1 protein-coding gene is annotated in these 227 nt (G+C 66.1%); it reads left to right on the plus strand.

The features are described from left to right. The coding region (locus QJT78_RS52655; RefSeq protein WP_281461001.1) for a transposase at positions 1–227 on the plus strand (227 nt) is incomplete at both ends.

The raw sequence follows: 227 nt of genomic DNA on the forward strand, positions 1-227 counted from the left end.
CGCGCGCATGTTCGCGATCTGCTGCGGCTACGAGGACGCCGACGACCTCGATCATCTGCGGTCCGATCCCGCATTCAAGCTGGCCTGCGGACGGCTGCCGGACACGGGCCGCGATCTGTGTTCCCAACCGACGCTGTCACGCCTGGAGAATGCGCCGCGCCTGCGCGACGTGATCCGGCTGACCTACATTTTGGTCGACGCATGGATGGATAGCTACCCGCGCGAGC

Source organism: Bradyrhizobium sp. Mp27 (assembly GCF_029953005.1).
Lineage (GTDB): Bacteria > Pseudomonadota > Alphaproteobacteria > Rhizobiales > Xanthobacteraceae > Bradyrhizobium > Bradyrhizobium barranii.